Annotated in this window: 24 protein-coding genes; 7 read left to right on the forward strand and 17 right to left on the reverse strand. The window is 71.4% G+C overall.

Annotated features, from left to right (window positions below; all coding sequences use genetic code 11):
• Positions 1 to 48: 48 nt before the first annotated feature.
• The 6 genes from ACIRB1_RS16400 to ACIRB1_RS16425 all read right to left on the reverse strand — a co-directional run bounded on the left by ACIRB1_RS16400 (position 49) and on the right by ACIRB1_RS16425 (position 5385).
• Complete coding sequence (locus ACIRB1_RS16400) at positions 49 to 999, reverse strand: catechol 2,3-dioxygenase (RefSeq protein WP_403465995.1); 951 nt, start codon at positions 997 to 999, stop codon at positions 49 to 51.
• Positions 980 to 2107, reverse strand: coding sequence for a 4-oxalomesaconate tautomerase (locus ACIRB1_RS16405; RefSeq protein ID WP_403465996.1), 1128 nt, complete (start codon positions 2105 to 2107; stop codon positions 980 to 982). Before ACIRB1_RS16405 ends, ACIRB1_RS16400 begins: the two co-directional genes overlap by 20 nt.
• Positions 2104 to 2808, reverse strand: coding sequence for a 4-carboxy-4-hydroxy-2-oxoadipate aldolase/oxaloacetate decarboxylase (locus ACIRB1_RS16410; RefSeq protein WP_403465997.1), 705 nt, complete (start codon positions 2806 to 2808; stop codon positions 2104 to 2106). Before ACIRB1_RS16410 ends, ACIRB1_RS16405 begins: the two co-directional genes overlap by 4 nt.
• A gap of 2 nt (positions 2809 to 2810) precedes the next feature.
• The gene (locus tag ACIRB1_RS16415) at positions 2811 to 3596 is read right to left on the reverse strand and encodes a PIG-L deacetylase family protein (protein ID WP_403465998.1); all 786 of its coding nucleotides are present in this window, start codon (positions 3594 to 3596) and stop codon (positions 2811 to 2813) included.
• 62 nt (positions 3597 to 3658) lie between these two features.
• Positions 3659 to 4309, reverse strand: coding sequence for a GntR family transcriptional regulator (locus ACIRB1_RS16420; protein ID WP_403465999.1), 651 nt, complete (start codon positions 4307 to 4309; stop codon positions 3659 to 3661).
• Between the two features lie 221 nt (positions 4310 to 4530).
• Positions 4531 to 5385, reverse strand: a complete 855-nt coding sequence (locus ACIRB1_RS16425; RefSeq protein ID WP_403466000.1) for a LysR family transcriptional regulator — start codon at positions 5383 to 5385, stop codon at positions 4531 to 4533.
• A 68-nt stretch (positions 5386 to 5453) separates the two neighbouring features.
• On the opposite strand from ACIRB1_RS16425, the gene ACIRB1_RS16430 reads away from it, so the two are divergent.
• Entirely contained in the window at positions 5454 to 6350 is an 897-nt protein-coding gene (locus ACIRB1_RS16430; RefSeq protein ID WP_403466001.1) for an EamA family transporter, read from the forward strand.
• A gap of 223 nt (positions 6351 to 6573) precedes the next feature.
• Here the strand turns inward: ACIRB1_RS16430 and ACIRB1_RS16435 are convergent, their stop codons facing one another.
• The 5 genes from ACIRB1_RS16435 to ACIRB1_RS16455 all read right to left on the reverse strand — a co-directional run bounded on the left by ACIRB1_RS16435 (position 6574) and on the right by ACIRB1_RS16455 (position 11119).
• Positions 6574 to 7413, reverse strand: coding sequence for an SDR family oxidoreductase (locus ACIRB1_RS16435; protein WP_403466002.1), 840 nt, complete (start codon positions 7411 to 7413; stop codon positions 6574 to 6576).
• Positions 7394 to 8569, reverse strand: a complete 1176-nt coding sequence (locus ACIRB1_RS16440; protein WP_403466003.1) for an NAD(P)/FAD-dependent oxidoreductase — start codon at positions 8567 to 8569, stop codon at positions 7394 to 7396. Before ACIRB1_RS16440 ends, ACIRB1_RS16435 begins: the two co-directional genes overlap by 20 nt.
• Positions 8566 to 8763, reverse strand: coding sequence for a ferredoxin (locus ACIRB1_RS16445; RefSeq protein ID WP_352181447.1), 198 nt, complete (start codon positions 8761 to 8763; stop codon positions 8566 to 8568). Before ACIRB1_RS16445 ends, ACIRB1_RS16440 begins: the two co-directional genes overlap by 4 nt.
• Positions 8764 to 8806: 43 nt before the next feature.
• Positions 8807 to 10042 (reverse strand): cytochrome P450, encoded by a 1236-nt coding sequence (locus ACIRB1_RS16450; RefSeq protein ID WP_403466004.1) that lies wholly within the window; start codon positions 10040 to 10042, stop codon positions 8807 to 8809.
• A gap of 354 nt (positions 10043 to 10396) precedes the next feature.
• Entirely contained in the window at positions 10397 to 11119 is a 723-nt protein-coding gene (locus ACIRB1_RS16455) for a response regulator transcription factor (RefSeq protein ID WP_403466005.1), read from the reverse strand.
• Between the two features lie 459 nt (positions 11120 to 11578).
• On the opposite strand from ACIRB1_RS16455, the gene ACIRB1_RS16460 reads away from it, so the two are divergent.
• From ACIRB1_RS16460 to hemC, 4 genes are all read left to right on the forward strand, one after another.
• Positions 11579 to 12739, forward strand: a complete 1161-nt coding sequence (locus ACIRB1_RS16460; RefSeq protein ID WP_403466006.1) for a histidine kinase — start codon at positions 11579 to 11581, stop codon at positions 12737 to 12739.
• Between the two features lie 22 nt (positions 12740 to 12761).
• On the forward strand, positions 12762 to 13406 hold the full coding sequence (locus ACIRB1_RS16465; protein ID WP_352181443.1) for a response regulator transcription factor: 645 nt from the start codon (positions 12762 to 12764) through the stop codon (positions 13404 to 13406).
• A gap of 152 nt (positions 13407 to 13558) precedes the next feature.
• Entirely contained in the window at positions 13559 to 15121 is a 1563-nt protein-coding gene (locus ACIRB1_RS16470; protein WP_403466007.1) for an MGH1-like glycoside hydrolase domain-containing protein, read from the forward strand.
• A 117-nt stretch (positions 15122 to 15238) separates the two neighbouring features.
• A complete protein-coding gene (gene hemC, locus ACIRB1_RS16475; protein ID WP_352181441.1) occupies positions 15239 to 16174 on the forward strand; it encodes a hydroxymethylbilane synthase in 936 nt (311 codons plus the stop codon).
• 37 nt (positions 16175 to 16211) lie between these two features.
• Here the strand turns inward: hemC and ACIRB1_RS16480 are convergent, their stop codons facing one another.
• From ACIRB1_RS16480 to ACIRB1_RS16495, 4 genes are all read right to left on the reverse strand, one after another.
• On the reverse strand, positions 16212 to 16727 hold the full coding sequence (locus tag ACIRB1_RS16480; protein WP_352181440.1) for a hypothetical protein: 516 nt from the start codon (positions 16725 to 16727) through the stop codon (positions 16212 to 16214).
• 189 nt (positions 16728 to 16916) lie between these two features.
• Positions 16917 to 17777 (reverse strand): ABC transporter permease, encoded by an 861-nt coding sequence (locus tag ACIRB1_RS16485; RefSeq protein WP_352181439.1) that lies wholly within the window; start codon positions 17775 to 17777, stop codon positions 16917 to 16919.
• On the reverse strand, positions 17737 to 18609 hold the full coding sequence (locus ACIRB1_RS16490) for an ATP-binding cassette domain-containing protein (protein ID WP_329556763.1): 873 nt from the start codon (positions 18607 to 18609) through the stop codon (positions 17737 to 17739). The genes ACIRB1_RS16485 and ACIRB1_RS16490 overlap by 41 nt, the downstream gene beginning before the upstream one ends.
• Entirely contained in the window at positions 18606 to 19061 is a 456-nt protein-coding gene (locus ACIRB1_RS16495; RefSeq protein ID WP_403466008.1) for a MarR family winged helix-turn-helix transcriptional regulator, read from the reverse strand. The genes ACIRB1_RS16490 and ACIRB1_RS16495 overlap by 4 nt, the downstream gene beginning before the upstream one ends.
• A gap of 143 nt (positions 19062 to 19204) precedes the next feature.
• Between ACIRB1_RS16495 and ACIRB1_RS16500 the strand changes: the two genes are divergently transcribed.
• Positions 19205 to 20008: a VOC family protein gene (locus tag ACIRB1_RS16500; protein ID WP_352181437.1), complete on the forward strand. Its 804-nt coding sequence runs from the start codon at positions 19205 to 19207 to the stop codon at positions 20006 to 20008.
• On the opposite strand, the gene glgX is transcribed toward ACIRB1_RS16500, so the two are convergent.
• Together glgX and ACIRB1_RS16510 are read right to left on the reverse strand one after the other, a co-directional pair.
• Positions 19986 to 22124, reverse strand: a complete 2139-nt coding sequence (gene glgX / locus ACIRB1_RS16505) for a glycogen debranching protein GlgX (protein WP_403466214.1) — start codon at positions 22122 to 22124, stop codon at positions 19986 to 19988. The two genes, ACIRB1_RS16500 and glgX, sit on opposite strands and share 23 nt — an antisense overlap.
• 23 nt (positions 22125 to 22147) lie before the next feature.
• Positions 22148 to 22651: a pep a2 gene (locus ACIRB1_RS16510; RefSeq protein WP_352181435.1), complete on the reverse strand. Its 504-nt coding sequence runs from the start codon at positions 22649 to 22651 to the stop codon at positions 22148 to 22150.
• Between the two features lie 301 nt (positions 22652 to 22952).
• Here ACIRB1_RS16510 and ACIRB1_RS16515 point away from each other — a divergent pair, with 301 nt between their 5' ends.
• Positions 22953 to 23255 (forward strand): DUF5133 domain-containing protein, encoded by a 303-nt coding sequence (locus tag ACIRB1_RS16515; RefSeq protein WP_403466009.1) that lies wholly within the window; start codon positions 22953 to 22955, stop codon positions 23253 to 23255.
• Positions 23256 to 23287: the final 32 nt, after the last annotated feature.

The raw sequence follows: 23287 nt of genomic DNA on the forward strand, positions 1-23287 counted from the left end.
TCGCGTTCAGCGGCTCTCACGCACCGCTCGGGGCCTTCTGCGCGCGGCTCAGGCGACCGGCGGAGTCCCGTGGGTGTGGAAGGACTCGATGGTCTTCAGCCCCCAGGCCTGCCCCTTCTTCCGCTCCTCCTCGGTCCAGGTGATCAGCGGCCAGTCGGGCGCGAGGACGAGCCGGGTGAGCGGGTTGCACAGCTCGATGCGGTTGCCGCCGGGCTCGTAGACGTAGAGGAAGAACGTCTGCTGGATGGCGTGCTTGTGCGGGCCCGTCTCGATGAACACCCCGGTATCGACAGCGAGATCGGCCGCGCGCAGGATGTCCTCGCGGGTGTCGGTCGCGAAGGCGATGTGGTGCAGCCGCCCGGTCGATCCGGTCCAGTCCTCGGTGTAGACGACGTCGTACGACTTGTTCGTGTACGTCAGCCAACGCGCCGCGATCCTGCCGCTGTCGAGCCGGATCTGCTCGGTCGGGCGGGCGCCCAGCACCTGTTGCTGGAACTCGGCGCTCGACAGCACGTCCGCGGCGAGGAAGTTGATGTGGTCGAGCCGCCGTACGCCGACGCCCCGGTTGGGCTTGGCCTGCGGCTGGTTCTTCAGCGCGGGCTTCAGACCTTCGGGGGCCTCGTAGTGTTCGCTCTCCCAGTACAGGGCGTGCTCATGGCCGTCCGGGTCGGTGGTGACGTAGAGCTTGCCGATGCCGGGTTCGTCCTCGACCCAACGGCCGGTGCCACCCGCCTCCTCGACCGCCTTGATACGGCGCTGGAGCGCCTCCTCGCTGGAGGTGCGCAGGGCGAGGCGGCCGAGGCCGGGCCGGTCGCGGGCGGTGAGGACGAGGCTGTGGTGCTCGTAGTCGTCGTAGGTCCGCAGATGGACGGTGTCGCCGTCCTGGCCGTTGACGGTGAGGCCCAGGTAGTCGGTGAAGAAGGCGACACTGGCGTCCAGGTCCGGGGTGAAGAGCTGGGCGTGGCCGATATGGGCGATGTCACCGAGCGGCGGAGCCATCGTTGCCTCCAAGGGGTCGTACGGGTGCGGGAGTCGGGCCGGCGGGCCGGGGGAAGACGGTGCCGTCGAAGATCTTGCGTGCGGTGCGGACGACCGCGGTGCTGCGGACCACGGGAGCGGAACCCTCGGGTCCGGCGTCCACGCTAGTTTCGATGTCCAGGAATCCGCTGGGATGCTCGATGCGAATTCGGTCACTTTGTTCGGGTATTTCCGCGACGCCCTCCCCCACCCCACCGGGCAGCCGCAGCCCCGCCGCCACACTCGCGGCACCGAGGACACCGATGGAGGTGTGGCAGCGCACGGGAATGAAGGTGCGGGTCATGACCGCGCCGCCGTCCGCGGGCGGGGCGAGCAGGCTGAGCTTGGGGATCGTGGCGTGCTCGACGTCACCGAGGCCCATCAGCTTCCCGGCCGCCAGGCGGATCTCCCGCAGGCGGGCGGCGAGGGCGGCGTTCTCCTCCAGGTCGGCGGGCGTCTCGTAGCCCGTGACGTCCAGTGCGGCGGCCGGGATCAGGACGACCGGCATGCCGTTGTCGACGCAGGTGACCTCGGTACCGTCGATCGCGTCCCGGACGCGGCCCGTGGGCAGCAACCGGCCGCCGCCCTGCGGGAATTCGATCACCACGGGTGCCGCCGAGCCGGGGACGCCGGATATCTCGGCGGTGCCCGAGTAGTCGACCCGCCCGCCCGGAGTCGGGAAGCTGGCGACGGCCAGTTCCCCGGTGTTGAGCATGCGGATGCGGACGGACGTCTCGCCGTCACCGGGGGCCACGAGCCCCCTCTCCACGGCGAACGGTCCTACTCCGGCGAGGATGTTGCCGCAGTTCTGACGGTCCGTCACCTCGGCTCGGTCGACGGCGACTTGCAGGAACAGGTAGTCGACGTCGGCCTCGGGGTCCTCCGAGGCGGAGACCACGGCCACCTTGCTGGTGAGCGGGTGGGCACCGCCCAGGCCGTCGATCTGGCGCGGGTCGGGGCTGCCCATCACCCGCAGCAGCAGGTCGTCGCGGGCGGCGGTGCCGGCGGGGAGGTCCTCGGCCAGGAAGTAGGCGCCCTTGGAGGTGCCACCGCGCATCAGCATGCAGCGGACCTCCGCGGGCCCGGTCACGACCCGGCTCCGGTGTACTCCTCGTACGTCCGGTACTCGACGCCGAGCTGCTTGAGGGTGTCCCTCAACCCGTAGCGGTCCAGGCCGAGTTGGCCCTCCAGGAAGGCGGCGCGGGTGGCGGCCTCCTTGGCCTCGCGGGCCCCCGACCTCTCGGCGGTCTCGCGGGCCTTCTCGCGGGGTACGACCACCACGCCGTCGTCGTCGGCGACGATCACGTCTCCGGGGCGCACCACCTGGCCGTCGATCGCGATCGGCACGTTGACCGAGCCGCCGGTGGCCTTCACGGTGCCCTGCGAGGAGACGGCGCGGGACCAGGCTGCGAAGCCCATGTCGCGCAGTTCCTGGGTGTCGCGGATGCCGGTGCCGAGGACGACTCCGCGTACCCCGCGCCGCTGGAGCGCGGTGGCGAACAGCTCGCCGAACAGGCCGTCCGTGCACGGGGAGGTGGTGGTGACGACGAGGATGTCGCCCGCGCCGCACTGCTCGACGGCCGCGTGGATCATGAGGTTGTCGCCGGGCCAGCCGAGCACCGTGACGGCGGTGCCGGCGACCCGGACTCCCTGCTGCACAGGGCGAATCGACGGTCCGAGGAGACCGGTGCGGCCCATGGCCTCACTGACGGTGGCCGCGCCGAAACCGGCCAGCGCCTCGACGTCCTCGGCGTCCGCCTTCGGGGGGTTGGTGACGATCACGCCGCCCATGGTTATGCCAGCTCCTTCGCGATCTGCGGGTACGGACGCATGTACGCCTCGGCCATCGTCCTGTGGGCCAGGCCCAGGTTCGGACCGGCGTTGCGCTTGAGCTGGACGCCGCGGCGGACGGCCAGGTCGGTGTAGTAGTCCCACAGGTGCTGCTGGGCGGCGAGGCACTCCATGGCCTTGCGCTTGGTGTCCCAGACCTCGGTGATGTCGAGCAGGACCTCGGGCCTGAAGCCGCTCATCTCGGGCTGGTGCGGCTCGAAGTAGAAGACCGGCGGGGCGCCGATGATCTCGCCCTCGCCGGGATAGCCGATGGCCTGCGCGAGGACGCGGGCCTCCAGCGCCATCCGGTTGGCGGCCGGGTGGTCGCCGTTGTACGGGTCCTCGGTGGGGTGGGTGAGCACGACGTCGGGCTGCGTGGCGCGGTAGACCTCCACGAGGGTGTCGGTCAACTCGGCGGTGGCGACGAGAGGGTAGTCGCCGGCGTCGAAGAAACGGACCTCGGCGCCGAGGACGGCCGCGGCGCGCTCGGCCTCGTCCCGGCGTATCGCCTTGATCTCGTCCAGCTTCTTGCCCTCACGCCACGCCTTGGCGGACTCGCCGCGCTCGCCGAAGGTCAGACAGGCGATGGTGACCTTCTCGCCGCGGGCTGCGGCGAGGGCGATGGCCCCGCCCGCCCGCCAGACGAAGTCCCCGGCGTGCGCCGTGACGACGAGGGTCGATCGTGATGGGGCTCCCCCCGCGCGAGCGTCGTCGGGTGCCGGGGAGGCGGGCGCGTTGCCGTGCGTCATTGCTCGAATCTCCTTGGTGGACAGGTGTGCGCCCCGCCCCCGATGTGCCGGTCCGTGGCGCGTCAGCCGCGCAACGCCTCGATCACACTGGTGAGATGGGCGCGGACGGCCTCCTCGGCCGCCCGTGGATCCCTGGCCGTGATCGTCTCGATCATCGCCAGATGCTCATTCAGGGACTGCTGCGGACGCCCCGGCCGCAGCGCCAACTGGAAGCGGTGACGCACCAGTTGGGCATTGAGCCGCTCCAGCAGGGTCACGGCCGTCTGCTGGCCGGAGAACTCACGCACCTTGTCGTGCAGTTCGTGGTTCAGCTCGGAGTAGGTGACCGGCTCGCCGTCGGCCACGGCCTTGGTCATGGCCCGGCCCAGGTCCGCCAGTTCGGCCAGCTGGTCGTCGCCGGCCGCGACGGCCGCCTTGGCCGCGCACAATCCCTCCAGGACCATGCGGCACTCCGTGATGGCGACAGCTTCCTCCACGGTCACCACCCGCACCCGGGAGCCCCGGTTGCGGATCCGCTCGACCAGTCCTTCGGCCGCCAGATCGATCAGTGCCGCGCGGATGCTGGCCCGCGTCACATCGAGTTGCTCGGCGAGCTCGTTCTCCACCAGCCGCTGTGCCGGTGCCATGTCGCCGTGCAGGATCGCCTGCCGCAGCTGCGTGAGCGCATGCTGCTTGGCCTGCTCCCCGGTGCTCGGACGGGCTTCTTTCGGCATCGTTTGCCCTCCCTGAGTGAGTGCCTGTCGAACCTAAATCTAGCCAAACAAGATTGTCAACAATTTTGTCCGCCGTATTGCAGGCATGCTGCCGCCCATCCTTGCCGCAGACATGCCGCCGCCCGCCCACGGACCGGGCCGCGGACGAGAGAGTGGGGCCCGGCACGGGCCACCGCCGTGGACCGCCCGGGGCGACCCAGAGCTCGCGGCAAAGAGGTGACTCAGGGCTCCCGGTAAAGAGTGGTGAGCAGTTCCAGCACGGCCTGGGTGGCGGGGTGCGGGTCGTCCTTCCACCAGGCGAGCCGTACGGCGATCGGCTCGGCGTCGCGCACCGGGCGGTAGACGATTCCGGGGCGCTGGTACTGGTTGGCGGTCGCCTCGGCCGTGACGCCGACGCTGCGGCCGGTGGCGATGACGGTGAGCCAGTCGTCCACGTCATGGGTGTCCTCGGTGGCGGGCCGGGAGTCGGGCGGCCACAGGTCGGCGGTCGTGGTGCCGGTGCGGCGGTCGACGAGGAGGGTGCGCCCGGCGAGATCGGCCAGCCGGACGGAGCGGCGCCGGGCGAGCGGGTCGTCGGAGGCCATGGCGCACAGCCGCCGCTCCAGACCGACGATGGCCGACTCGAACCGCCGGTCGTCGAGCGGTCTGCGGAGCACGGCCAGCTCGCAGGCGCCCTCACCGAGCCCCGCGGTGGCCGAGTTGACGCGGACCAGGTGCAGATCGGTCTCGGGGTGCGCGCGGCCCCAGCGGCGCTGGAAGGGGAGGGTGTGCCGGCCGAGCGCCGACCAGGCGTAGCCGACGCGCAGATGGACGTGGCCCGAGGTGGCGTCCCGGACCAGGTCGTCGACCTCGGCGAGCACTCGCCGGGCGTGCGCGACCACCCGCAGGCCGGGGCCGGTCGGGGTCACCGAGCGGGAGGTGCGCCTCAACAGCCTCACCCCCAGGGCGCGTTCGAGCGAGGCCAGGGTGCGGGAGACGGCTGCCTGGGAGACGCCGAGGGTGGCGGCGGCGTCGGTGAAGGTGCCCTCGTCGACGATCGCGACGAGGCAGCGCAGCTGTCGCAGCTCCAGATCCATGACTCCAGCGTATAGATCGTCTCCCGATTGCATTTTGCGCAAGTGCCGGCCGGGCGCACGATCGGAGCATGCCTGGAGCTTCCTCAGCGACAACTCCCGTGCCCACCACGGCACCCGGTGCCCCGCGGCCGTCCCGGGTGGGTCTTGCCGGGATCGCCACCATGGCCGGCAGCGGGCTCTCGAACCAGACCGGGGCCGCGCTCGGCTCGCTCGCCTTCCCGGTCATCGGGCCGGTGGGGGTCGTCGCGGTGCGTCAGTACGTCGCCGCGGTGGTCCTGTTCGCGGTGGGCAGGCCCCGGCTGCGGGAGTTCACCTGGCGGCAGTGGTGGCCCGTGCTGCTGCTCGCCGTGGTGTTCGGGACGATGAACCTGTCCCTGTACACGGCGATCGACCGCATCGGGCTCGGGTTGGCGGTGACGCTGGAGTTCCTGGGGCCGCTGTCCATCGCCCTGGCCGCCACCCGGCGCCGCGTGGACGCCTGTTGTGCGCTGATCGCACTGGCGGGGGTGGTGACGCTGATGCGCCCGCGCCCCTCGGCCGACTACCCGGGCATGGCCCTCGGGCTGCTGGCCGCCGTGTGCTGGGCGTCGTACATCCTGCTCAACCGGACCGTCGGCAGCCGCCTTCCCGGCGCGCAGGGATCGGCCGCCGCGGCCGGGGTGTCCGCGCTGATGTTCCTGCCGGTCGGGATCGTCGTCGCGGTCCGGCATCCGCCGACCCTCATGGCGGCGGCGTGTGCGGTGGCGGCCGGGGTGCTGTCGTCGGCGGTGCCGTATCTGGCCGACCTGTTCACGCTGCGCAGGGTGCCGGCGCCGGCGTTCGGGCTGTTCATGAGCGTCAATCCGGTGCTCGCCGCCGTGGTCGGGTGGATCGGCCTGGGGCAGCGACTGGGCTGGGCGGAGTGGGCGGGCGTCGGTGCCGTCGTGGCCGCGAACGCGCTGAGCATTCTCACCGCACGGGACTGAGACGCCCGCCCCTCCGCCGTCACCTCACCCGGCGAGGACGTCGTCCGGGTCGCCAACCTCCCGCCACTCCCGCAGCAGCGCGCAGCGCCGCCGGGTCGAAACCGGGACCGGTGGCAGGGGTGAGTGACGGACTTGCTGGTCCTCTCGGTCCTCGAGAGATGCGATGCGGTACGACGGCACCGGACGCCGGTGAACGTGGGGGCCGGCGTCCGGGGCGGGGCCGTCAGTGCCGCATGTGCCGGCGGACCCAGGCGGCCTGGCCACCGTCGACGAGCAGATCGGTGCCGTTGATGAACTGGGCCTGCGGGCCGGTGAGGAAGGCCACCGCGTCGGCGATCTCGCCGGGCGTCCCGGTGCGCCGGGCTCCGCAGTCGTCGAGCATCTTGAGCATGTGTCCGCCGTGCGGCGACTCCGCCTCCGCCTTCGACATGGCGGTCGAAATGACGCCCGGGCTCACGGAGTTGATGCGGGCGCCGCGCAGGTTCCAGGCGAGCGCGGCGGCCTCCACGCGCACATGGTTGGCGCGCTTGGCCACCATGTAGGCGCGCAGCGAGTCGTCGCCCACGGCCTCGACGACGGGCAGGGAGAGGAGTTCCTCCGCCGGAAGCGCGGCCAGGGCGGCTTCGTCCTCGGGGCCGAGCGAGGCGTAGTGGCCGGCCATGCTGGAGACGGCGACCAGCGCGGTGCCGCGCCCTGCCACCGACTCGAAGGCGTCGATCACATGGACCGTGCCCAGCAGGTCGACCTCCAGGATCGTCCGCGCGGACGCGATCGAGGCGGAGACCCCGGCGGTGTGCGCCACGGCGACGACCCGGCCCTCCCCCGCCGCAGTCCGCGCGAGCTTGTCGACGGCCGCACGGTCGGAGATGTCGGTGAGGACGCCGTGCGCCCCGTAGCCCTCGGCGGTCAACGCGGCCACGGTGCGGTCGAGTTGGCCGCGTGAGGCGTCGGCGAGGAACAGCGTGCGACCGCTGCCGATACGGCGGGCGATCGCGCTGCCAATCCCGCCCGCGCCGGTGACCACGACGACGTCGCGGGGTTCCTCAGACGGTCGTTGCGTCATGGACGGCCTCCCGCCAACTCGCTCCGACCGCGACGGCCTGGCGCCAGCCGCGGATCGCCTTGGGCGGCATGCCGACGGCGAGGGCGCCGGTGAGGCGGTCGCCGGCGCGATAGGCGGCCACGAACCGCCGCTCGCCCAAGTCCCCCTCCACCACGGCGACTTCGTCATGCCCGCGCAGATGACCGTGGGCCTGGATCTTCATGTCGTACTGGTCGGACCAGAAGTACGGCACGGGTGAGAACGCCTTGCGGGCCTCGGAGGCGAGGAGGTTGCGGGCGGCGGCCATGCCCTGCTCGGCGGCGTTGGTGCGGTGCTCGACGCGCATCGAGGTGCCGAACAGCGGGTTGTACCAGCGGGCGACGTCACCGGCCGCGTACACGTTCCCGGCGGCCTCGCAGTACTCGTCGCACACCACGCCGTCGCCGATGGACAGCCCGCTGTCGGCGAGCCACTCGGTGTTGGGCAGCGAGCCGATCGCGACGAGCACCTCGTCGGCCTCGATCTCCTCGCCCGAGCCGAGCCGTACGCCTTCGTCGGTCACCTCGGTGACGGAGACGCCGGTGCGCAGCTTCACGCCGTGATCCACATGGGCCTGCGCGAGCACCTGCCCGACCCGCTCGCCCACGGCGTGCGCCAGGGGCACAGGCGCCGGTTCCAGCAGGGTCACGTCGGCGCCGAGACGCCGGGCCACGGCGGCGGCCTCCGCGCCGAGGAACCCTGCACCGACGACCACCAACTTCCGCCCGGGGCCCAGCCGTTCGCGCAGCATGAGCGCGTCGTCGAGGGTGCGCAGCACATGCGCGCCCTCGCCGGGCAGCCGCCGCGGGCGCACCCCGGTGGCGATGACCAGCCCGTCGTACGGCACCTTCGCGCCGTCGGAGAGCCAGACCTCCTGCGCGGCGAGGTCGAGCGCGGTCGCGGCGACACCGAGGCGCAGGTCGAGGCCGTGCCCGGCGAGGTCGGCCGAGGTGCGCAGGGCGACCCGGTCCGGTTCCCACTCGGCGGAGAGGACCTGCTTGGACAGCGGCGGCCGGTCGTACGGCGCGTGCGGTTCGTCGCCGACGAGGGTGAGCGTGCCGGTGTAGCCCTCGCGGCGAAGGGTCTCGGCCGCCGCGAGTCCGGCGGCCGAGGCTCCGACGACGACGATTCTGTTCACTGCTCGACCAGTCGGATGGCCGCGGCCGGGCAGACCGCCGCGGCTTCCCGTACGTCGTCGAGGAGTTCGGCGGCGGGCCGCTCCTCCAGGAGGATCGCCACCCCGTCGTCGTCCCGCTGGTCGAAGACGTCGGGGGCGGCGACCACGCACTGACCGGAGGCGACGCATTTCGGTTCGTCGAGTTCGACCTTCATGGCTGTGTCCTCTGCTCTCTGTTCGTTCGTGCGGGAGGGGTGGTCACCAGGCGACGGGCAGGCAGGCCACGCCGTAGGTGGTGCCGGTGCGGTCGAAGGCCAACTGCTCGACGGGGGCGGCCAGTCGGAGGGTCGGGACGCGGCGGTAGAGGGTGCCGTAGACGACCTGGAGTTCGAGGCGGGCGAGGTTCTGGCCGAGGCACTGGTGAGGGCCGTAGCCGAAGGCCTGGTGCCGGCGGGCGGAGCGGGTGATGTCGAGACGGCCGGCCTCGGGGAAGGCCTCGGGGTCCCAGTTCGCGGCGTGCAGGTCGAAGATCATGCCCTCGCCGGCGCGGATGGTGACGCCGCCGATCTCGATGTCCTCCTTGGCGACGCGGCGGACGCCGGTCTGCACGATCGTGAGGTAGCGGAGGAGTTCGTCGACCGTGCCCGCGATGACCTTGGGCTCGTCCGTGTCGCGCACCAGGGCGAGTTGGTCGGGGTGCTGGAGCAGGGCGAGCGTGCCGAGGCTGATCATCGTGGCGGTGGTCTCGTGCCCGGCGATGAGCATGGCGACGCCCATGTGGACGGCCTCGGTGCGGGTCATCTCACCGCTGTTGACGCGGCCCGCCATCTCGGAGAGCACGCCCTCGCCGGGGTGCTCCAGCTTCAGCCCGATGAGCTTGTCCAGGTAGGCGGCCAGCGCGCCGCTCGCCTCGCGGGCCTCCTGCGGCGACACGGCGCTGTCGAGCGCGATGCCGCTGTTGCGCTGGAAGAAGTCGTGGTCCTCGTAGGGCACTCCGAGGAGTTCGGCGATGACCAGCGAGGGGACCGGCAGGGCGAGTGCGGTGAGCAGGTCGGCCGGGTTGGGGCCGGCGAGCATGTCGTCGATCAGTTCGTCGACGATCTTCTGGATCGGGGCGCGCATGGCCTCGATGCGCTTGACGAGGAAGGGCGCGTTGACCGTGCGGCGCAGCCGGGTGTGCTCGGGGGCGTCGGTGTTGGTGATCATCCGCGGGGTGTGCGGGGCGATCTCGGCGCGGTGCGCGTTGACGTAGGGGAAGCCGGGCTCCAGGTCGTCGTCGCTGACGCGGGAGTCGGTGAGCAGGGCGCGCTGGTCGGCGTGGCGGGTGATCAGCCAGGGTGTGGTGCCGTTCCAGATGCGGACCCTGCTGAGCGGTTTCCCGTCGCGCACCTCCTGCACCGCCGGCGGCGGGGCGAGGGGGCAACGGGCGTCCCGCCGCATCGGGTACTCGGGGACGGCCGCGCCGGACGCGGGGTCGGTCAGGATGTCGGCCATGTGTCTCCTCGGTGGTGGGGGGCTCCGCGTGGGCGGGGCGCCGGGATACTGGCAACGAGGCCTCGATGAGCACATGCAAACAGAGTCGGCTGACTCCTTCCGGTCAGCTCCCTGACACCAGGCTGACGTGGCCCAGATCACACCCGGACACTGCTTCCATGAACCGGACAGCGACGCCCGGGAGAGTCAACTCCGATGAATATCAATTGAGTTGATCTACAAGGACGTGACGTCGTCGACCAGCGAACGCAACGGAAAAGGGACGGCGTCACGTCACCGCGACACCGCCCCGCCCGCCACTTCACAGGCCGCGCATATTTGCTCCGCGAATCCCCGCACCCCCCGGCGGGGTACTCACCCCTCGCCGACCGCCCGTCCGAGCCAGTAGCCGAAGCCCCGGCGCGTATGGATGAGCGCCGGGCCCTCCTGGTCGACCTTGCGCCGGAGGCGGGAGACGAGCTGTTCCATCGCGTTGCCGCCGCGGAAGTCGCCCCAGACGTACCGGCTGATCTGCTCCTTGGACAGCACCTTGTGCGCGTTGACGAGGAGATGGCGCAGCAACCGGTACTCGGCGGGCGTGAGGTCGAGGGTGCGCGGGCCGCGCCGCGCCTGACAGGTGGTGTCGTCCAGGACCAGGTCGGCGTAGTGCAGCGCGCCGTCCCGGCCGCCACCTCTGCCGCGCAGCAACACCTGGATACGGGCGAGCACTTCGGCGATCCGGAAGGGCTTGGTGACGTAGTCCCGCTCCCCCGCGCCCAGTTCGGGCAGCAGTTTGTCGAGGGCGTCCCAGGCGGTGAGCAGGAGGACGGGCGGGCGGTGCGTGACGAGCCCATGGCCCTGCGCGAGGGCGTCCATCTCGGGCAACTCGGCGTCGATGACGACCAGTTCGAACCGCTGCTCCGCGAGCCGTGTCACCACTTCGGTGCCGCTGCCGGCGATCCTGATCCGGTAACCCGCCAACTCCAGCGTCGTGGACAGGAGTTCGGCGTCGTCCGGCCCGTCCACGGCGACGAGCAGGTGCTGCCCGCCACCGAGGGCGAGCGATCGCGTCTCACTGATGCCGCCGTACGTGGACATGTGCGCCACCTTACCGTCCTGCTTGCCTGACTCAAGCAAATCGATGCCGTTGCTTGACTCAAGTAAGTCACATATGCTTGCCTAACTCAAGTAAGGTCACCGTGAGGCGGCCACGGGACAGCAGGGGCACGACCGAGCCCTCGCCTCCAGAACCGAGGCCGCCTTGAGCGGAAGGCGGCTCCCGCGCCGAACCCGTGGGGACGGGGGTCGGCGCCGTCCCGGACCCGGTCGCCGTCCACTTCCCGGACCGGCGCCGGGCCCGCGGACGAACCCCTCGCCGTCTCCCGCACGCTTTCGAACGAGCAGATGTGGATCCTGGCTGACGTGTTGCCCCGACGATTCCGGCGTCCGCCCGGCACCCCGAGGAAGCGGTCCCCCGCACCGCCGGTGGACCGCGCCGCACCCCTGTCCGGCGAACCGCTCCGCCCTGCCCGCACGGATGCGCCTGACCTGATCCTCATGCGCGCCACCGTGCGGCAGGCCGGCCGGGCGACACTCCACCTGGCCCTCTCCGCCGCGACGGCCTTCGGGTCGTACATCTTCATCACCGTGCTGCTGCTCACCGCGATCGCCACGGCCACGGTCGTCGGCGCGTTCATGCTCCCCGAGACGGTCCTGCTGATACGGCGCATCGCCGGGGCCAAGCGGCAGCAGGCGGGCGCGTGGACGGGCGGGAAGATCCCCGAGGCGTACCAGCCGCTCACCGGCACCGTGCGCGAGCGGCTGCGGACGGCGGTCCGCGACCCGGGCACGCTGACCGACTTCCGCTGGATGGTCGCCTACTACGCCTACGGCACGCTGCCCGTGCTGATGCTGCCGTTGTGGCCGCTGGGCCTGGTCGTCGACGGGGTGTGGTGCGGCCTGCTGCGCCGCAGGGCCGTCGTGCTGCCGCTCATCACCCGGCTCGCGGATCTCGACGCGCACTGGTCGACCGTCCTGCTGAAGCCCTCACCGAAGGCCCGACTCGCCGTGCGGGTCGAGGAGTTGACGCAGACCCGGGCGGGCGCGATCGCCGCGCACGGTGCCGAACTGCGCCGGATCGAACGCGATCTGCACGACGGCACCCAGGCCCGGCTGGTCTCCCTGTCCATGCGCATCGGGCTCGCCAAGCGGGCCTACGACCAGGACCCGGAGGCGGCGCGCCGGATGCTGGACGACGCGCAGACGCTGGCCGAGGAGGCGCTGACGGATCTGCGGCACGTGGTGCGTGCCATCCATCCGCCGATCCTCACCGACCGCGGCCTGGTCGGCGCGGTGCGCGCGCTCGCCGCCGGCAGCGCGCTCGACGTGACCGTGACCGTGGACGGGCTGACCGACGGCCACGACGGGCCGCGCGCCCCGGCGGCCGTGGAGGCGGCGGCGTACTTCGTGATCGCCGAGTCGCTGACCAACGCGGCCAAGTACAGCGGCGCCGGCCGCGCCGCCGTCCACCTCGCCCGCTCCCGCACCGGACTGCGTGTCCGGGTGCGCGACGAGGGCCGGGGCGGAGCGGACGAGGCGGGTGGTTCGGGGCTGCTCGGTATGCGGCGCCGGATCGCCGCGCTCGACGGAAGCGTGACTGTGACCAGCCCCGTGGGGGGACCTACCGTGATCGAAGTGGAGCTGCCGTGCGTCTGGTGAACGTGGCCGAGGCGGGACTGACGTGAGAGTCGTGATCGCCGAGGACAACGCCCTGCTGCGGGAGGGCCTGGTCCTGTTGCTGACCTCCGTGGGTCACGAGGTCGTGGCCGTCGCCGGCAGCGGCCCCGAGGTGCTGCCCGCGCTGCTCGACCACCGGCCCGACGTGGCCGTCCTCGACGTCCGGATGCCGCCCGGCTTCCGCGACGAGGGGCTGCGGGCCGCGCTGGAGGCACGGGAGCGGATTCCGGGGCTGCCGGTGCTGGTGCTCTCGCAGTACGTCGAGGAGTCGTACGCCGCCGAGCTGCTGGGCGTGGGCGCGAGCGGGGTCGGCTATCTCCTCAAGGACCGGATCGGGCGCGTGGACGAGTTCCTCGACGCGCTGGACCGGGTGGCGGCGGGCGGTACGGCGCTGGACCCCGAGGTGGTGACCGAGCTGCTGACCCGGCGCCGCGATTCACCGCTGGACTCGCTGACCCCGCGTGAGCGCGAGGTGCTGAAGCTGATGGCGGAGGGCCACGACAACACGACGATCGCGAAGACCCTGGTCGTCACGGAACGCGCGGTCAGCAAGCACATCGGCAATGTGTTCCTGAAGCTGAGCCTGCCACCGAGCGACAGCGGACACCGGCGGGTGCTGGCCGTGCTGGCGTATCTGCGGAACATGTGAGCCGTGGCACCGGACGCCGGTCGCGGCGGCCGTCCCGCCCAACCCTCCGCAACCCTGTTCGACCCCGACGCCTGACGCTACCGCCGAGGGGGCACCATCGTTCTCAGGGCTCCCGGGATCATCTCGACCCCGGAGGCCCGAGAGGACGGAACGTGGCAGCTGAACGCGGGATCTCACGGCGGGCGGTTCTGATCGCGCTGGCCATCGCCGGGGCGACGGCTGTCCCGGCGGGTGCCCAGGGCCCCGCCCCCGGGAACGGCTACACCATGCCCACCCTCACCTTCGACGACGACACCGTCCAGCAGCGCCTCGGCACCGTCCACGCGTCCGCGCTCCGCTCCGTGTCCGGCGCGAACACCATCGGCGCGGACCGCGCGGTGTACGACCGTTCCGGCCTGCTGTCCTATCCGCCCGGCACCGTCGTCCGGGCGGGCGGCGGCTATCCCGCGCCGCAGCGCTGGACCCGGGACGCGGCGGTCAACGCGTGGAGCGGGGTCAGCCTGCTGGCGCCGGACATCGGCCGGAACACCCTGTGGTCCGTCGTCGACCGGGCACGGGACGGGCTCGTCGTCCAGCAGGACAACCAGTGGTGGGACCAGATCGTGTGGGTGCTGGCCGCCCACCACCACTACCTGGTCACCGGCGACCGCGACTTCCTCACCCGGGCCCACGACACGTCCGCACGCACCCTCGCGGCCCGCCGCGCCGAGCACTTCAACCCGTCGTTCGGCCTCTTCACAGGCCCGGGATTCATGAACGACGGCATCTCCGGCTACCCCAGCCCGCCCGCGTCGAAGTCCGTCCACTCCTCGTTCGTCCTCGACCACCCGCACGCCGCGAAGCTGATGTGCCTGTCGACCAACTGCCTCTACTACGGCGCCCATCAGGCCCTCGCCGCCATGTCCGAGGCCCTCGGCCACCCCGTGCAGGCCGCCTCGTTCCGCTCGGACGCGGATCACCTCCGTACGGCGATCGACCAGCACCTGTGGCGCGCGGACGCGGGCACCTACGGCTATCTCGTGCACGGCGAGGGCCCCCTCGCCGGACATCTCGACACCTCGCAGGAGGGCGCGGGCCTGGCCCTCGCGATCCTCCTCGGCGTCGCCGACAGCACACGCGCCGGCCAGGTCCTGGACGCCACCCACTGGCAGCCGTACGGCATCGTCAACGTCTGGCCGCACTTCCCGCGCTTCGACGACCGGCACCCCGGGCGGCACAACGTGATGGTCTGGCCGATGGTCCACGGCCTCTACGGCCGGGCCGCCGCCGACGCGGGCCGCACCGAGCCGTTCGCCCTCGCCGTCGACACCCTCGCCGGCCTGGTCACCGCGAGCGGCGGCTTCTACGAGCTGTACGACTCGGAGACCGGCAAGGTCGACGGCGGCTGGCAGGGCGGCGCGAGCGGGCACGCGGACCACTTCGTGTCCCAGCCCGACCAGACCTGGTCGGCGACGGCGTACCTCCGCCTGATCCACGAGGGCCTCTTCGGCCTGACCTTCACGGACGACTCGCTACGGCTGGCTCCGTGCCTGCCGTCGGCCTGGGGACCGGTGAGCCTGCGCGGGCTGCGGTACCGGGGCATGACGCTGGACGTGCGGCTGAGCGGCGGTGGAAGCCGGGTGGAGTCGTGCACGGTCGACGGACTGGCCGGGGACCCCGTCGTCCCGGCGGACGGGCGGGGGCATCACACGATCGAGGTCGCCCTGACGGACTAGAGCGTGCCGTACGGACCCGGGAGACCCGTGGGCCGCCTGCCCGGAGATGGGCCTGAAGTTGTCGCCAGGTGTCTCCATGGGTCAACGCGGACATGCCGGACGGTCTATCGTGTCGGCATGTCCGTGCCCGAACTGATCCGTATCGTCTCCCGTGACTCGCCCATGGCGCTGGCCCAAGTGGAGCGGGTCCGCGCCGAGTTGGCCGTCCTTCATCCGCAGGTGCGCACCGAGGTCGTACCGGTGAAGACGACCGGCGACAAGTGGATGGGCGATCTCGCCCTGGTGGAGGGCAAGGGGGCGTTCACCAAGGAGGTGGACGCGGCGCTGCTCGCCGGTGACGCGGATCTCGCGGTGCACTGTGTGAAGGACGTGCCCGCCGACCGTCCGCTCCCCGCCGGTACGACGTTCGCCGCGTTCCTGAAGCGGGACGACATCCGTGACGCCCTGATCCACCCGGGCGGCCTGACCCTGGACGAGCTGCCGCCCGGCACCCGCGTCGGCACCTCGTCGGTCCGCCGGGTCGCCCAGCTCGCCGTCACCCACCCCGAGCTGGAGTGCGTGCCGTTCCGCGGCAACGTCAACCGGCGGCTGGAGAAGCTCGCGGCGGGCGAGGCCGACGCGCTGCTGGTCGCGATGTCGGGCCTGGAGCGCATCGACCGCACCGACGTGATCACCGAGGTGCTGTCCCCCGAGGCGATGATGCCGCCGATCGGCGCGGGCATCCTCGCCCTCCAGTGCCGCGAGGGCGACACCGACGTCATCGACACGGTCAGCGGACTCGGTCACCCGGAGACGCACCGCGAGGCGACCGCCGAGCGCATGTTCCTGCATGTCCTCCAGGGCCACTGCAACAGCCCGATCGCCGGCTACGCCAAGGTCGACCGCAGCGGCGAACTCTCGCTGCGCGCCTGTGTGTTCACCCCGGACGGCAAGACCCGCCTCAACGCCCACGAGTGGGCGGGCCGTCTCGACCCGGCGACGCTGGGCACATCGGTGGCGGTGGCGCTGCTGCGGCAGGGCGCCCGCGAGATCATCGACGGCATCCCGCACTGACGGCTCAGCGCCGGCAGGCTCAGGGAGTACCGGAGGCTCAGGCGGTACCCGGCTCCGCCTGGTCCCGGAGGAAGTTGCTGACCTGGTGTGCCAGGCCGTCCCGCCCGACCCCGGCGGCGACGGCCGCCTCGCACAGGCCGATGCCGCCCGCCCACAGCCGCCGTTCGGTCCACTCCTCCTCCACCCGCAGCTGGACCTGTACGTCCACCTGCTTCAGGGAGGCCTCCGCACCGGCCGCGTACACGACGGCGGTGGCGCGGCGCAGCGGATAGACATCGAAGCCCTCGATGAACTGCGAGCTGCGCCAGTCGATGAAGGCGCTCTCGCCGTCCGGGCCCACCCTGACGTCGATCTGACCGTCCTCCAGGTGGATGCCGTAGTGCCGCGCGCCGCGGTTCTCGACGGTGACACGGAGCGTGAAGTACGTCAGGCCCTCGGCCGCGTCGTCGCGTCCGCGTGGCGGCTCGGCGGCGGCCAGGCTGTGGACGCGGACACGCAGACCGGCATGTTCGTCGTACTCCTGCCAGTCCCCGACCACGTTCGGCTCGTACACAGTGCACCCTCTCGACCTCAGAGAGCTGCTTCCTATCTGTGTGCTCAGCGCACTGTCAAATGAGCGGAATGCGCTGTGGCCAGCGTTTTCGTCCGCTTGATCACTGATCAAGCCGTGCGCAGGAGAAATCCGTTTTCCGGCCATCGAATCCCGGTCGGGGGCGTGCCGCACATCACGTCGCCAGCAAGATCACCGGGCGAGCCGTCCGAGCAGGGAGGAGGCGGCCGCGATACCGAGTGCGGCGGCCACCAGGAGCACGGCGAAGTCGGTGCCGACGTGGGACGGGGTGCCGAGCAGCAGCCCGCGCAGCGCGTCCACTTCGTAGCTCAGCGGGTTCACCTTGCTGACCGCCTGGAGCCAGCCCGGCATGATCGCCACCGGGTAGAGGGCGTTGGACCCGAAGAACAGCGGCATGGTGATCGCCTGTCCGAAACCCATCAGCCGGTCCCTGCTGAGGACGATGCCGGCGATGGTCATCGACAGACAGGAGAAGAAGGCCGAGCCGAGGATCACGATCGCCCCGACGCCGATCAGCTTCAGCGGGTTCCAGGTCAGCGCGACGCCGAGAAGTGCGGCGATGACGACCACGACGACGGCCTGGATCAGCGACTTCACCCCGGCCGCGAAGGCCTTGCCGGTGATCAGCGCCGAGCGCGGGGTGGGGGTGACGAGGAGCTTGTTGAGGATGCCCGCGTCGCGTTCCCAGATGATCTGGATGCCGTAGAAGATGGCGATGAACATCGCGGACTGGGCGATGATGCCCGGGGCGAGGTAGTCGATGTACGGGATGCCGCCGGTGGGGATCGCCTTGATGCGGGTGAAGGTCTGGCCGAAGATCAGCAGCCAGAGCGCCGGTTGGACGGCCCGGGTGTACAACTCGGTGCGGTCGTGGCGGAGTTTCTGGAGTTCGACGGCGCACATCGCGATGACGCGGGCGGGCAACAGACGCCATCCGGCCCGGGGTTGGGGCGGAGTCAGGAGAAGGTTCAGGTCGTTCTCGGTGGCGGGGTCAGCCGACACGGTTCGCGGTGCGGCGGGTGCTTCGGACATCGCGGAAACCTCCTGACTGGTCTTCGAGGCCGCTGCCGGCGATGTCCCGGAAGACGTCTTCGAGGGTGGGCAGCGGATCGGTGGCGGGCGCTCCGTCGGCGCGGCGGCGTTCGCCGAGGCCCTCGCGGAGCTGCTCCGGGGTGCCCAGGGCGCGGATGCGGCCGCGGTGCATGAGGCCGACGCGGTCGCAGTACTGGTCGGCCTCGTCCATGTAGTGGGTGGTGACCAGGACGGTCATGCCGGTGGCCTCGCGCACCGCGTTGATGTGCTCCCACACGCTGGTGCGGGCGATCGGGTCGAGGCCGATCGTGGGCTCGTCGAGGATGAGCAGGCGGGGCGCGCTGACCAGGGCCTGCGCGAGTTCGAGACGGCGGACCATGCCTCCGGAGTAGGTGTTGGCGAGCCGGTCGGCGGCGTCGGTGAGGTCGACGGCCCGCAGCGCCTGGGCGACGCGTGCGGCGCGTTCCTTGCGCGGCACGTCGAAGACGCGGGCGAAGAGAGCGACGTTCTCCCGGCCGGTGAGCCCGCTGTCGGCGGACAGTTGCTGCGGGACGTAGCCGAGCATGCGCCGTACGGACATCTGCTCCTTGGCCGTGTCGTGGCCGAAGACGTGGACCATGCCGGCGGGGACCGGCAGGAGGGTGGTGATACAGCGGATCGCGGTGGTCTTCCCGGCGCCGTTGGGGCCGAGCAGGCCGAAGACCTCGCCCTCCCCCACGGACAGGTCGAGCCCGTCCACCGCGGTCGTCTCGCCGAAGGAATAGGCGAGCCGGGTGCAGCTGACGGCTGCGGACCGCCCGGTGTCGGTGGCAGCGTCGATGGACGGCGTCATGATTCCTCGGCCTCCTCGTGCAGGTTCACGGCCAGGTGGCGCAGGGCCGGGATCGCCGCGCGCAGCGCGTCCCGGTCCGGCCGGCCGAGACGGTCCACCTGGGCGCGGACGAGCGCCGCGCGCCGCGCGTGCCAGTCGGCGAGCCGGGTCTTGGCCGCCTCGGTGAGCTGGAGGCGGGCGGCGCGCCGGTCGGCGGGGTCCGTACCGCGGATCAGGAAGCCGTCCTTGACTAGTTGGTTGACGAGCGTCGACACCGAGTTGCTCGCGAGGAACAGCTCCCTTGCCGCGTCCGAGATGCCGATGCCGGGCCGGACCTCGACCAGGCGCAGCAGTTCCACTTCGGCGCCGCGCAGCCGCGGCAGGGTCATCTCGCTGCGCAGTCGCCTGCGGATCAGCCGCTGGACCCCGACGAGCGCGTCGGCCAGCTCTTCAGGGAAGTTCTCCGTCTCCACACTCCTGAGATTACCTCTTTAGCAGAGGTAACTAACCCAAAAGGATGGTCAAGACGCCCGCTCGGCAGGCCGTCGGACCGGTTCCGGTTGGACACTGGTGGAGACCGGTGGCCGCCGGTCCACGAGATCGGAACGCGACTGCCATGAACCACGACAGGAAAACGTCCCCCGGTGAGCCGGACGCCGTCTCCACGCGTTCGGTGTTCGGCGCCCCCTGCTGGGTGAGTCTCACGAGCCGCGATGTGGAGACGACCGAGGCCTTCTACGAGTCCGTGTTCGGCTGGAAGTGGCGCTCGGCCAGCCTCGGCGACCGGTTCCGGATCGCCACGGCGAACGATGTCCCGGTGGCCGGTCTGGCCGCGGTGGCCACGGTGTGGCAGGTGGCGGTGGCGTGGACGCCGTACTTCGCGGTGCCCGACGCGGACGAGGCCGCCGCCCGGGTCCGGGAGCGCGGTGCGACGGTCGCCGTGGGCCCGCTCTCCTTCCCGCCCGGCCGCGCGGCACTGCTGGCCGACCGGGACGGCGCGACCTTCGGGATCTGGGAGGGCGACCTCGTCGGCGGCTGGGAGACCTGGCGCCGCTCGGCCCCCGCCTTCGTCCGGCTGCACACCCGGGACGCCTTCGACGCGGCGATCTTCTACGGCGAGATCCTCGACTGGGCGTCGGCGGACCCGGCGAGCTGCGAGGTCCGGTACGAGGGCGGCGAGGTCGTCCTGCGCAGTGGCGGCAAGACCGTGGCCCGGATCACGTCGGGCGCGCTGGAGGCGGCGCCCGACCCGACGGTCCGGCCGCACTGGCAGGTCCACTTCGCGGTCACCGACATCAGGTCGTGCGCCCGCGTCGTGGAGGCACAGGGCGGCAGCGTCCTGCGGGAGAACGCCACCGAGGCCGTCCTGCGCGACCCCGACGGCGCCCGCTTCACGGTCACCTCCCGCGACGCGCCCTGACTCCCGCGCCCTCCCGGGCGGGCCGCGACAACAGCACCAGGCTGCGCGCCTCCACGAGCCTCTCGGTGCCGGCCTTGTGTTCCGTCTCGTCCGGGGCGTCCCGCGGTTCGGCGGTGTCGATCAGCGTGGTCCAGCGCTCGCCGTAGGCGACGTCGGGCAGCCGGAAGCCGACGGGCTCCCAGAAGCTGTTCAGCAGGAGCAGGAACGAGTCGTCGACGACGGGCCCGCCGTGCGGGTCGCGTTCGGCGATGGCGTCGCCGTTGAGGAACACACCGACGCAGTGCGCGTCGGAGCGCTGCCAGTCCAGGTCGGCCATCTCCCGGCCGTCGGGCAGCAGCCACACCAGGTCGGGCAGCGGCTGCCCGGCGTGCACGGCGGTCTCGCCCCGGAAGAACCGGCGTCGCCGCAGCACGGGGTGCGCGGCCCGCAGCCCGATGACATACCGCGTGAAGTCGGCGAGTTCACGCTGCTCGTCGGTCAACTCCCAGTCGATCCAGGAGATTTCGTTGTCCTGGCAGTAGGCGTTGTTGTTGCCGCGCTGGCTGCGGCCGAGTTCGTCGCCGTGGCCGAGCATCGGGATGCCCTGCGAAAGGAGCAGCGTGGCGAGGAAGTTGCGCTGCTGCCGGGCCCGTAGTTCAAGGACGCCGGGGTCGTCGGTCTCTCCCTCGGCCCCGCAGTTCCAGGACCGGTTGGTGCTCTCGCCGTCCTGGTTCCCTTCCCCGTTGGCCTCGTTGTGCTTGTCGTTGTAGGAGACGAGGTCGCGCAGGGTGAACCCGTCGTGCGCGGTGACGAAGTTGACGCTGGCGCGCGGCCGGCGCCGGCTGTGCTGGTACAGGTCGGAGGACCCGGTGAGCCGGGACGCGAACTCGCCGAGCGTGTGCTCGCCGCCGCGCCAGAAGTCCCGTACGGCGTCACGGTACTTGCCGTTCCACTCCGACCACAGCGGCGGGAAGTTGCCGACCTGGTAGCCGCCCTCCCCCACGTCCCAGGGTTCGGCGATGAGCTTGACGCGGCTGATCACCGGGTCCTGCTGGATCAGGTCGAAGAACGCGGACAGCCGGTCGACCTCGTGGAACTGCCGGGCCAGGGTGGCCGCGAGGTCGAAGCGGAAGCCGTCGACGTGCATCTCGGTGACCCAGTAACGCAGCGAGTCCATGATCAGCTGGAGGACGTACGGGTGGCGCATCAGCAGGCTGTTGCCGGTGCCCGTCGTGTCGTAGTAGTGGCCCCAGTCGCCGTCCACCAGGCGGTAGTAGGAGGCGTTGTCGATGCCCCGGAAGGAGAGGGTGGGGCCCCGCTCGTTGCCCTCGGCGGTGTGGTTGTAGACGACGTCGAGGATGACTTCGAGTCCGGCCGCGTGCAGCGCCTTCACCATGGACTTGAACTCGGTGACCTGGCGCCCGCGTTCACGGTGCGCGGCGTAGGCGTTGTGGGGCGCGAAGAAGCCGATGGTGTTGTAGCCCCAGTAGTTGGACAGACCTCGGTCCTGGAGCACGCCGTCCTGCACGAACTGGTGCACCGGCATCAACTCGACCGCTGTCACCCCGAGTTGGACCAGGTGCTCGACGACGGCCGGGTGCGCGAGTCCCGCGTACGTCCCCCGGAGTTCCTCGGGGACCTCCGGGTGCGTGCGGGTCAGGCCCTTCACATGGGCCTCGTAGATCACCGAGTCGGAGTAGGGGCGCCGGGGCGGCCGGTCGTCGCCCCAGTCGAAGGCGGGGTCGGTGACGACGCCGAGCATGCCGTGTCCCGCACTGTCGCCGGGGGCGGGTCCGGCCGAACGCTCGTACAGCGAGGGGTCGTTGTCGATCTGGCCGTCGACCGCCGTGGCGTACGGGTCGAGGAGCAGTTTCGCCGGGTTGCAGCGGTGTCCGGCGCCCGGATGCCATGGCCCGTGCACCCGGTAGCCGTAGCGCTGGCCGGGACCGATGTCCGGCAGGTAGCAGTGCCACACGAAGCCGTCGGCCTCGGTCAGCCGGACGCTTCGGTGGCTGCCGTCGTCGTCCACGAGGACGAGGTCGACGCGTTCGGCGACTTCACTGAAGAGCGCGAAGTTCGTGCCCGCGCCGTCGTATGCGGCCCCCAGGGGAAAGGGGTGCCCGTTCCAGACGGGCACCCCTTTCCGGGACGGGCTCGCGCTCACTTGGCGTCCTCCAGGACGCCGTCCGCCGGTCGGGCCAACAGGGCGGCCGGTACCTCGCGGGGAAGGTCGAGCATCTCCCGCAGGCGCGGCGCGGGCGTCCTGGGGACGCGCGGGACGCGTTCACCGCTGCGGGCACGCTGCGAGAACCAGATGACCCTGCTCCCGGTGTCGGTGGCGCAGCATCCCCAGCCGTCGCTCATCGCGGCGATCCGGGCGAGGCAGGCGCGCAGGTCCAGGTCCGGGCGCAGATCGCGGTCGTTGTCGCCGATGGCGGTGATCAGGTGCTGGCCGTTCCACCACAGCTCGATGGACGTGTGCTTGTCCGTGGCGTGCTCGTCGATGGCCCGCAGCAGCAGCTCGGCGCCGCGGCAGACGGGCTCCACGAGGATCTCCAGGTCCCACAGCCGCAGGTGCGCGGCCAGAATCCGCTTCACCTGTCCGACCCGTTCCTGACTGACGTCCACGTCGAGGTGGTAGTAGCACGGGACTGCGGTCTTCATCTTCGTTGGCTCCTCACCGGCGGAACTCACGCTCCGCCTCTGCCCCCTGCGGGCCCCGGACCCGAACACGAAGCGTGAGCACTGATCGCTTCTGAGTCACCTCCCAGAGTGCGAGGGCTAGGCCATTCGTGCAACACGAGCGACGGATGAGGTAGTTGAAGAACCAACAAGACGCTTCGTCATCAGATGTGCACCATGAGTGAAAGCCTCGACTGCCGTGACGGAGCCATGCCGCTCCGTGCACGGCCGCCACCCGACGGTCGGGAACCGCGGTCCGCCGAGGCGAAAGGTGAACAGCGCCATGCTGCTACCCGCCAAGGCCGAGGTCGCCCGCCAACTGCGGCGCTACCGGGCGTGGGAACGCGTGATGCTCGCGTCGCCGGGCGACCGGACGGTACGGGCCTCCTTCGAGGACTCGGGCTACACCCTGTGCGTGCTGATGGGCGAACGCTGCGCGCGCGAGGCCGCGGAAGCCGCCGAGCGCTATCTGCGCAGCACCGTGGGCACGTGCCTCCAGGAGCAGAACGGACGCCCCCGTACGACGGCCGTCGTCCACCGCGGTCCGCCCATGACCGTCGATCATCGTTCGCCGGCGGGAAGGTAGGTCCCCCGTCCGGCGCAGCGCGCACCCACCCC

Source organism: Streptomyces sp. NPDC096013, assembly GCF_044763565.1.
Lineage (GTDB): Bacteria > Actinomycetota > Actinomycetes > Streptomycetales > Streptomycetaceae > Streptomyces.

Excerpts from the sequence above, each read along its gene's own strand:
- ACIRB1_RS16455 (WP_403466005.1), bottom strand. The coding sequence starts at position 11,119 with ATGTCCACGTACGGCGGCATCAGTGAGACGCGATCGCTCGCCCTCGGT.
- ACIRB1_RS16490 (WP_329556763.1), bottom strand. The coding sequence starts at position 18,609 with ATGACGCCGTCCATCGACGCTGCCACCGACACCGGGCGGTCCGCAGCC.
- ACIRB1_RS16510 (WP_352181435.1), bottom strand. The coding sequence starts at position 22,651 with ATGAAGACCGCAGTCCCGTGCTACTACCACCTCGACGTGGACGTCAGT.
- ACIRB1_RS16425 (WP_403466000.1), bottom strand. The coding sequence starts at position 5,385 with ATGGATCTGGAGCTGCGACAGCTGCGCTGCCTCGTCGCGATCGTCGAC.
- ACIRB1_RS16515 (WP_403466009.1), top strand. The coding sequence starts at position 22,953 with ATGCTGCTACCCGCCAAGGCCGAGGTCGCCCGCCAACTGCGGCGCTAC.
- ACIRB1_RS16450 (WP_403466004.1), bottom strand. The coding sequence starts at position 10,042 with ATGGCCGACATCCTGACCGACCCCGCGTCCGGCGCGGCCGTCCCCGAG.
- ACIRB1_RS16420 (WP_403465999.1), bottom strand. The coding sequence starts at position 4,309 with ATGCCGAAAGAAGCCCGTCCGAGCACCGGGGAGCAGGCCAAGCAGCAT.
- ACIRB1_RS16435 (WP_403466002.1), bottom strand. The coding sequence starts at position 7,413 with ATGACGCAACGACCGTCTGAGGAACCCCGCGACGTCGTCGTGGTCACC.
- ACIRB1_RS16485 (WP_352181439.1), bottom strand. The coding sequence starts at position 17,777 with ATGTCCGAAGCACCCGCCGCACCGCGAACCGTGTCGGCTGACCCCGCC.
- ACIRB1_RS16500 (WP_352181437.1), top strand. The coding sequence starts at position 19,205 with ATGAACCACGACAGGAAAACGTCCCCCGGTGAGCCGGACGCCGTCTCC.
- ACIRB1_RS16410 (WP_403465997.1), bottom strand. The coding sequence starts at position 2,808 with ATGGGCGGCGTGATCGTCACCAACCCCCCGAAGGCGGACGCCGAGGAC.
- ACIRB1_RS16430 (WP_403466001.1), top strand. The coding sequence starts at position 5,454 with ATGCCTGGAGCTTCCTCAGCGACAACTCCCGTGCCCACCACGGCACCC.
- ACIRB1_RS16445 (WP_352181447.1), bottom strand. The coding sequence starts at position 8,763 with ATGAAGGTCGAACTCGACGAACCGAAATGCGTCGCCTCCGGTCAGTGC.
- hemC (WP_352181441.1), top strand. The coding sequence starts at position 15,239 with ATGTCCGTGCCCGAACTGATCCGTATCGTCTCCCGTGACTCGCCCATG.
- ACIRB1_RS16415 (WP_403465998.1), bottom strand. The coding sequence starts at position 3,596 with ATGACGCACGGCAACGCGCCCGCCTCCCCGGCACCCGACGACGCTCGC.
- ACIRB1_RS16400 (WP_403465995.1), bottom strand. The coding sequence starts at position 999 with ATGGCTCCGCCGCTCGGTGACATCGCCCATATCGGCCACGCCCAGCTC.
- ACIRB1_RS16460 (WP_403466006.1), top strand. The coding sequence starts at position 11,579 with ATGCGCGCCACCGTGCGGCAGGCCGGCCGGGCGACACTCCACCTGGCC.